The organism is Wenyingzhuangia sp. (genome assembly GCF_039768515.1).
Taxonomy (GTDB): domain Bacteria; phylum Bacteroidota; class Bacteroidia; order Flavobacteriales; family Flavobacteriaceae; genus Wenyingzhuangia.
Window position 1 is genome coordinate 1 of record NZ_JBDNAI010000046.1, and the last position, 6602, is coordinate 6602.

At 34.1% G+C, this 6602-nt stretch carries 6 protein-coding genes and 1 pseudogene; 4 read left to right on the forward strand and 3 right to left on the reverse strand.

Annotated features, from left to right (window positions below; translation table 11 throughout):
• Positions 1 to 158: 158 nt before the first annotated feature.
• On the reverse strand, positions 159 to 743 hold the full coding sequence (gene msrA, locus ABF281_RS02955) for a peptide-methionine (S)-S-oxide reductase MsrA (protein ID WP_347180209.1): 585 nt from the start codon (positions 741 to 743) through the stop codon (positions 159 to 161).
• Positions 744 to 946: 203 nt separating this feature from the next.
• On the opposite strand from msrA, the gene ABF281_RS02960 reads away from it, so the two are divergent.
• The 4 genes from ABF281_RS02960 to bshC all read left to right on the forward strand — a co-directional run bounded on the left by ABF281_RS02960 (position 947) and on the right by bshC (position 3905).
• The gene (locus ABF281_RS02960) at positions 947 to 1588 is read left to right on the forward strand and encodes a peroxiredoxin (RefSeq protein WP_347180210.1); all 642 of its coding nucleotides are present in this window, start codon (positions 947 to 949) and stop codon (positions 1586 to 1588) included.
• 127 nt (positions 1589 to 1715) lie between these two features.
• On the forward strand, positions 1716 to 2027 hold the full coding sequence (locus tag ABF281_RS02965; RefSeq protein ID WP_347180211.1) for a thioredoxin family protein: 312 nt from the start codon (positions 1716 to 1718) through the stop codon (positions 2025 to 2027).
• Positions 2008 to 2265, forward strand: a complete 258-nt coding sequence (locus ABF281_RS02970) for a hypothetical protein (RefSeq protein ID WP_347180212.1) — start codon at positions 2008 to 2010, stop codon at positions 2263 to 2265. Before ABF281_RS02965 ends, ABF281_RS02970 begins: the two co-directional genes overlap by 20 nt.
• 41 nt (positions 2266 to 2306) lie before the next feature.
• Positions 2307 to 3905: a bacillithiol biosynthesis cysteine-adding enzyme BshC gene (gene bshC, locus ABF281_RS02975; RefSeq protein WP_347180213.1), complete on the forward strand. Its 1599-nt coding sequence runs from the start codon at positions 2307 to 2309 to the stop codon at positions 3903 to 3905.
• A gap of 67 nt (positions 3906 to 3972) precedes the next feature.
• On the opposite strand, the gene ABF281_RS02980 is transcribed toward bshC, so the two are convergent.
• Positions 3973 to 5640, reverse strand: a complete 1668-nt coding sequence (locus tag ABF281_RS02980; RefSeq protein ID WP_347180214.1) for a chondroitinase-B domain-containing protein — start codon at positions 5638 to 5640, stop codon at positions 3973 to 3975.
• Positions 5641 to 6026: 386 nt separating this feature from the next.
• Positions 6027 to 6602 (reverse strand): annotated as a pseudogene (locus tag ABF281_RS02985) (glucose/galactose MFS transporter); the annotation flags it as partial.

A 6602-nucleotide genomic window follows, 5' to 3' on the forward strand; every position in this document is an offset into this window, starting at 1 on the left:
AGATGTGGTTTGTCATTTTTTTTAAACATCTCCATTCCATGCTTTTTACTCATTGCTGCAAGTTCTTCAAAAGTCTCGGCTTTGAATTCTTGTTGACAGGCTCCTCCTAGTTGTTGACACGTCATTGTTTTCATTGCTATGCTATTTAAATGATTTAATTAGTTTTTAAAATATTTAGCTTTAAACCTATTCAAGCGTGGAATTGACACCTGCTGTACATAGGGGTTTTCGGGATGATTTTTTTCGTAATTCTGGTGATAGTCCTCAGCTGGATAAAAATGATCAAGTGCTCTTATTTCAGTGATGGCTTTTCCGTCCAAAGTTTGATTGATCTGGTTAAACTTCAACGTTGCAATCTCTTTTTCTCTAGTGTTGTTGTAAAAAATAATAGAGCGGTAGTTTTTTCCAAAATCAGGATGTTGACCATAGGTAGTTGGGTTCTGAGATAGATAATAAATATCAATCAATTCTGAAAACGAAATTTTATGAGCATCATAGTAGATGGCAACGGTCTCTGCATGTCCTGTATCTTTGATGGTGTTATAAGTTGGGTTTTTAACGTCACTTCCTGCATACCCTGATATGGCTTCTGTTACGCCAGGTACGCTCTCATAGATAGCTTCTACACACCAAAAGCAGCCACTTGCTACATATGCAATTTTTAAATTTGAAGCTGTTGGACCATTTTTATTTTGAGCGTATAAGCTCATGTTTAGTGCTAAGATAAAAAGAATGATTCTCATGATGGTAATGTTTTGGTGTTGGTCGTTAGTAAAAGTAAAGGTTTACAAATAAAGATATATTTTTTATTCTAAAAATTGAGGGTTGAAAGTTAAACATAGATAAAAACAATACTACAATAAGAACAATAGATAGAAATTGATTTGTTTAATGGAACAATGGATGTAAATTTGTAGTAGAAAATTAATCATAAATAAAAATAATTATGGCCACAGCAGTAGGAAAAAAATTTCCAAATTTAGCAGTTGATGCAATGAACGAATTAGGAGATACTTTTAAAGTAAATGTTTTAGAAGAAGCTCAGAAAAACAAGAAAAAAGTGTTGTTATTTTGGTACCCAAAAGACTTTACTTTTGTTTGTCCAACAGAATTACATGCATTTCAAGAAGCTTTAGGAGAGTTTGAAAAAAGAAATACGGTAGTTATAGGAGCATCTTGTGATACACCAGAGGTACACTTTGCTTGGTTAAGTACAGCCAAAGATAATGGAGGTATAGAAGGTATTACTTATCCTTTATTGGCAGATTCTAATCGTAATTTATCTGAAGTTTTAGGGATTTTAGACATTGCAAGCGAAACTTTTAACGAGGAAACAGAGACTTACATCAAAGAAGGAGACAACGTTACCTACCGTGCAACGTATTTAATAGATGAGGAAGGAACAGTATTCCACGAAGGAGTTAACCACATGCCTGTAGGACGTAACGTAAATGAGTTTTTAAGATTGATAGATGCTTATGCTCATGTACAGTCTCATGGTGAGGTTTGTCCTGCAAATTGGGAAGAAGGAAAAGAGGCTATGTCTCCAGACGCAAAAGGGACAGCAGCTTACTTAGCTAAAAACTAGATTGCTCAAAAAGCAAAAAAGTTTATCATTTAAACAAAAACAGACCGGATGCTTAAAGTTGATGAAATCAATCATCCGGTTTTTTAGGTTCCAGTTTTCATTATTTTAATTAAACAACATATTGATCATGAGAGAGTTAACTACTGATACGCTTCAAGAAGAAGTAAACAACAATGCATTGCTTTTTGTACAATATTCTGCCGGTTGGTGTGGAAATTGTAGAATCATGAAACCTAAATTCAAAAAGTTTTCGAGAGAAGTAGAAGGAGCAGAATTTTTAGTTGTAGATGCTGAAAAAAATCCTGCATCAAGACAATTGGCTGATGTTAGTAACTTGCCAACATTTGCGGTATTTAAAAATGGTTCATTATTGAATCAAGTGCAAACAAATAAAACAGATGTTTTAAAATCATTTATAGATGAAGCTACCGATAATTAAACACATGACTCAGTTTATTGCTGAGAATGACGTAGATTACGTCCATGAAACACTAGAAACTTTAGAGGCCCTTACAGAGGTTAGTTCTTTGAAAGATGAAGAATTAGACGTGATCGGAGAAATAATATCCAATCTATATGGTGCTATTGAGGTTGATAAAGATATTAAGAATGGGGTTCCTCAGAAAGAAGCGTTAAATAATTTTATGAAACGTGTTTTGGGGTCTATAGATCAATAACCAATATTGTTTTTTGCCCTGTAGAAGCATTATGATATTCTATGGATAGTTTTCAAATACCATATAAGAAGACCAATTATTTTTCTAAAATGATCCTTGATTATTTAGAAGAAAAGAAAAGTGTGCAGTCTTTTTATCATCGTTTTCCATCCCTAGATAATTTTTCGGCTCAAATAGAAGAAAAAACTGAGGGTTTTCCATTTGAAAATAGAAAAGTGTTGGTCGATGCCTTAACCCATCAGTACAAAAATACATCTACAGGTGAGTTGACTCAACAACACCTAGACAAACTTCTTTTGCCCAATACATTTACCATTACAACAGGTCACCAACTGAATTTGTTTTCTGGACCTATATATTTTTTGTATAAAATCGTATCGGTTATCAATTTGTGCAAAGAGTTACAAGAGAAGTACCCCAATCAAAACTTTGTACCTATATATTGGATGGCCTCAGAAGATCACGATCTTGAGGAAATCCAATATTTTAATTTTAAGAATAAAAAAATTTTTTGGGAAAAAGAGTCTGGTGGGGCTGTTGGAAAAATGTCCACTGATGGACTTGAAGATGTTTATCAAAAGTTTTCTGCTCTATTGAATACCGGAGTTCAAGCACAAGAATTGAGAGATTTGTTTAAGAAATCTTACGTTGCGCATACAAACTTAGCAGATGCCACTCGCTATTTGGTGAATGCATTATTTGGAACCTATGGATTGGTTGTGCTTGATGGTGATGATCAACAATTAAAAAACCTATTCAAGCCTTATGCGCTAAAAGAGTTGAAGGAGCAAGTAAGTCATAAAGAAGTAACAAAGACAGGTGAACATTTGAGAGCTCAATCCTATCCACAACAGGTTCACCCGAGAGAAATTAATCTTTTTTATTCTGGTCACAATTTTAGAGAGAGAATCATAAAAACAAAAGAGGGATATAAGGTTCAGAACAGAGCGCTTAGTTTTTCATCTCCAGAAAATATTTTTGAACATTTAGAAAATAGTAATGATAATGTTTCTGGGAATGCGTTACTGAGGCCTTTATATCAAGAAGTCATTTTACCCAACCTTTGCTATGTTGGAGGGGGAGGCGAGTTGTCATATTGGATGCAGTTAAAATCAACATTTAAAGCTTTTGAGGTTCCTTTTCCCATGTTGTTGCTCCGTAATTCCGCATTATTGATTACCGAAAAGCAACATAAAAAACTAAATAAATTAGAAGTTAGTGTGGAAGATTTGTTTTTGTCTCAAAACCAACTGATTGTAGAAAAAGTGAAAGAGAAATCGGATATTCATTTTGATTTTAATGCCAAACGCAAACAATTGAAGGAAAGTTTTAAAAGCCTGGAGCAAATTGCTTTACAAACGGATCCCTCTTTTATGGGAGCGATAAAAGCTCAAGAAAAAAAACAATTGAAAGGGTTAGATCATTTAGAAAAACGATTGTTAAAGGCAGAAAAGAAAAAGATGTATGATTTGGTTACCCGCATAGAAATCATTCAAAATGATTTGTTCCCAAACCAATCTTTAGAGGAAAGGTATCGTAATTTTTCAGAATATTACGAATACTATGGGAAAGACTTGTTGTCTACTTTATTCAAAACACTGAACCCTTTGGCTTTAGAATTTACAGTGATTATTGATTAAATGAGGAATGCTGTGTGATAAAGAACAGCATAGCTAATAAGTGGTTTGCTCGCGATCGATGATGACTTTAGTCTACAACAAATTTAACTGTTCCAATATTTTTTAATTTTATGGCATAGATCCCTTGATGTAGATTTGTGATGTCTATTGTAGTGGTTTGTTTATTGACTTCCTCAATTTTCTGTACTTTCTTACCTTCCAAGGTAAATATTTCAATGGTTTTTATAGGGGTGGTCATAGATGAAATATTTAATCGCTTCGGATCCAGAGGAGCGGAATAGATCTTAATATTCTTGTTTTTTGATGGATTGGATTTTAGACTTAAAGTATTTTGGTTAGTTGCACCAAAACCTACACTCACACCTACATCTGCAGCGGTGTAGGGTAGGTGACTACCACTAGAACCGTACTCTTCTGCACCTGCATCGAAATGGGTATTACTCAGCCCTTTCACGATATCATACTCTAAAAATGAGTAGCGACCAATTCCTGCGTCAACAGGACTACTTTCGCTGGTCAAGCGGTGGAAATTACCATCATCAATCAGTTCATTTTCTGCTAAGTTTGTTATATTTCCCTCGGAAATAGAATTGCCACTGGGTGCTGTAGTTACCTCATAGCTTTCAATACTAGCATTGTATACGATGTTGTTAGCGACAACTAAGTTTACGGGTTCTTGATCGTTACCCCCTTTTTTTGTTCCGATTCTCAGGGCATAATCACAGTTTACAAGGGTGTTATTAATTATTTGTGTGTTTTTTACTTGAAAGTATTCGTTAAGAGGAGAATTTAGTACTCCATTCATTACATTTATTCCACCGGTGAGATTGGACCCAGAACCACTGGGTTTTCTGTAGTTAGTCCCTTCTATATAGTTGTTGTATACCTTGTGTCCTTCACCGATAACACGGACCCCACCAGTGAAGAAATTGTTTTCAGCAAAGAAAAAATTTCCATAAACTTCACAATTGTTGCCATGCCTCAAAGTCAAACATCCTCCATAGTCTCTAAAGGTGTTGTGGTAATATTTGTTGTGACCAGATTTGTTAGAAATAACCTCGATTTCTCCAAAATAGTTGTAAAAATAGTTTTCATAAACTTCAGAAAAAGAATCTGAAAGAGAAGTTGAACTAACTCCAATTCTGATAGCATCTTGATCGTTGTCATCGTTGATGCCATTGATGGGCGTCCTATCTGCAAAATAATTATGGTGAATTTTTAAATAGTCGGCTTCAGATAAAATTCTATTATCATTGATAATACTACCAATTCCATATTTACCGACAAATGAATTATAAGCAATTTCGTTGTGTTTGCCATCAATGATATAAACCCATTTAAATTTCATTGTTTTTTGGGTTTCTGTACCGTTATAGTGATCAATTTTATTGTTGATTACTTTGCAATGATCACACTTGTTGAGTTCAAAGATGGGTTCAATTGTAACGCCATTGTTTACTAAATTTTCAGGGTTTTTGAACACCAATCCCGATAAGGTAAGGTACGAACCACTTATTTTTACCCTTGAGTTACCAGTCATCCAAACGGATCCTGGATTTTGAGCACCGATCTTTATGGGTTGGTTGGCAGTACCATTATTAGAAATGTTTATAAAAGTATCGTTCCATATTCCATCAGTTAGTTCTATTGTTGTTCCAGGGACTGCGTTTGCAATGGCATTCTCTAATTCCATTGCGTTAGAAACTACTTGAGCAAAACCAAGCGTATTAGCCATAATAAGAAACAGGATAGTTTTACAAAATAAGTGTGTAGGTTTCATAAATTTAAAATGTATATCCAACAAATATAGGTAATGTATTGTTTACATACTTTGCTTCTTGTTCTAATGAATTTTTATGTGAGATATAGATAGAGTGTAGTATTTTAAACTAGAAAAGTGCTAATCTTTTATCAAGATTAACACTTTAAAACTTCTATTTCTCTTTCATAGCTATTAAACTATATTTAACAACTTGTGTAAAAATATAATAAAATATTAAGTAAAATGTATTTTTTATGAAAATATTTAAAAAATAAATAAAATCAATGGGGTGTATACCATCAAAACATAGCTTAGGCAAGTGAAATGTATTTGGTGAATAAGTAAGGTGTAGATGGGAATTATTTGTTCTTTAGATTCGTTTTATGCCCTGCTATTGCATAGTATAAAATAAAAGTGTAGCAGGGTATTAATATCCAATACCCTTTTGTTGATGCAGTTGCGGTTGCAAGAAGATGATTCATTCCTTCAGAAATCAATATCAATTTATATTGGTCCACTAGGCTTCCATATAAAGGAGGAATTATAGCACCCCCAGATATTGACATGATCAACAAAGCAGAAGCAGTTTTAGTAAATTTACCCAATCCTTGAAGTGCCAATGGCCAAATGGCTGGCCAAACAAGTGCGTTAGCAATCCCAAGAGCAGCGACAAACAATACAGATGTGAATCCACTCGTAAAAAGAATACAGATAGAAAAAAGGATGCCCAAAAGTGCGCTTAGTCTTAAGGCTTTAGTTTGGCTTAAATATTTAGGAATAAGCACAACTCCAATAGCATATGTAGCTACCATGGCCATTAGGGTGAATGTTGTAAAGAATTTAGAATCTCCAGCAGGAATCCCCAAGGAAATACCATATGCAATAATGGTATCGCCAGCGATAACTTCGACTCCTACGTATAAAAATAAACTTAT

Coding starts and splice junctions, on each gene's coding strand:
- msrA (WP_347180209.1), bottom strand. CDS start 743: ATGAGAATCATTCTTTTTATCTTAGCACTAAACATGAGCTTATACGCT.
- ABF281_RS02960 (WP_347180210.1), top strand. CDS start 947: ATGGCCACAGCAGTAGGAAAAAAATTTCCAAATTTAGCAGTTGATGCA.
- ABF281_RS02965 (WP_347180211.1), top strand. CDS start 1,716: ATGAGAGAGTTAACTACTGATACGCTTCAAGAAGAAGTAAACAACAAT.
- ABF281_RS02970 (WP_347180212.1), top strand. CDS start 2,008: ATGAAGCTACCGATAATTAAACACATGACTCAGTTTATTGCTGAGAAT.
- bshC (WP_347180213.1), top strand. CDS start 2,307: ATGGATAGTTTTCAAATACCATATAAGAAGACCAATTATTTTTCTAAA.
- ABF281_RS02980 (WP_347180214.1), bottom strand. CDS start 5,640: ATGGCTAATACGCTTGGTTTTGCTCAAGTAGTTTCTAACGCAATGGAA.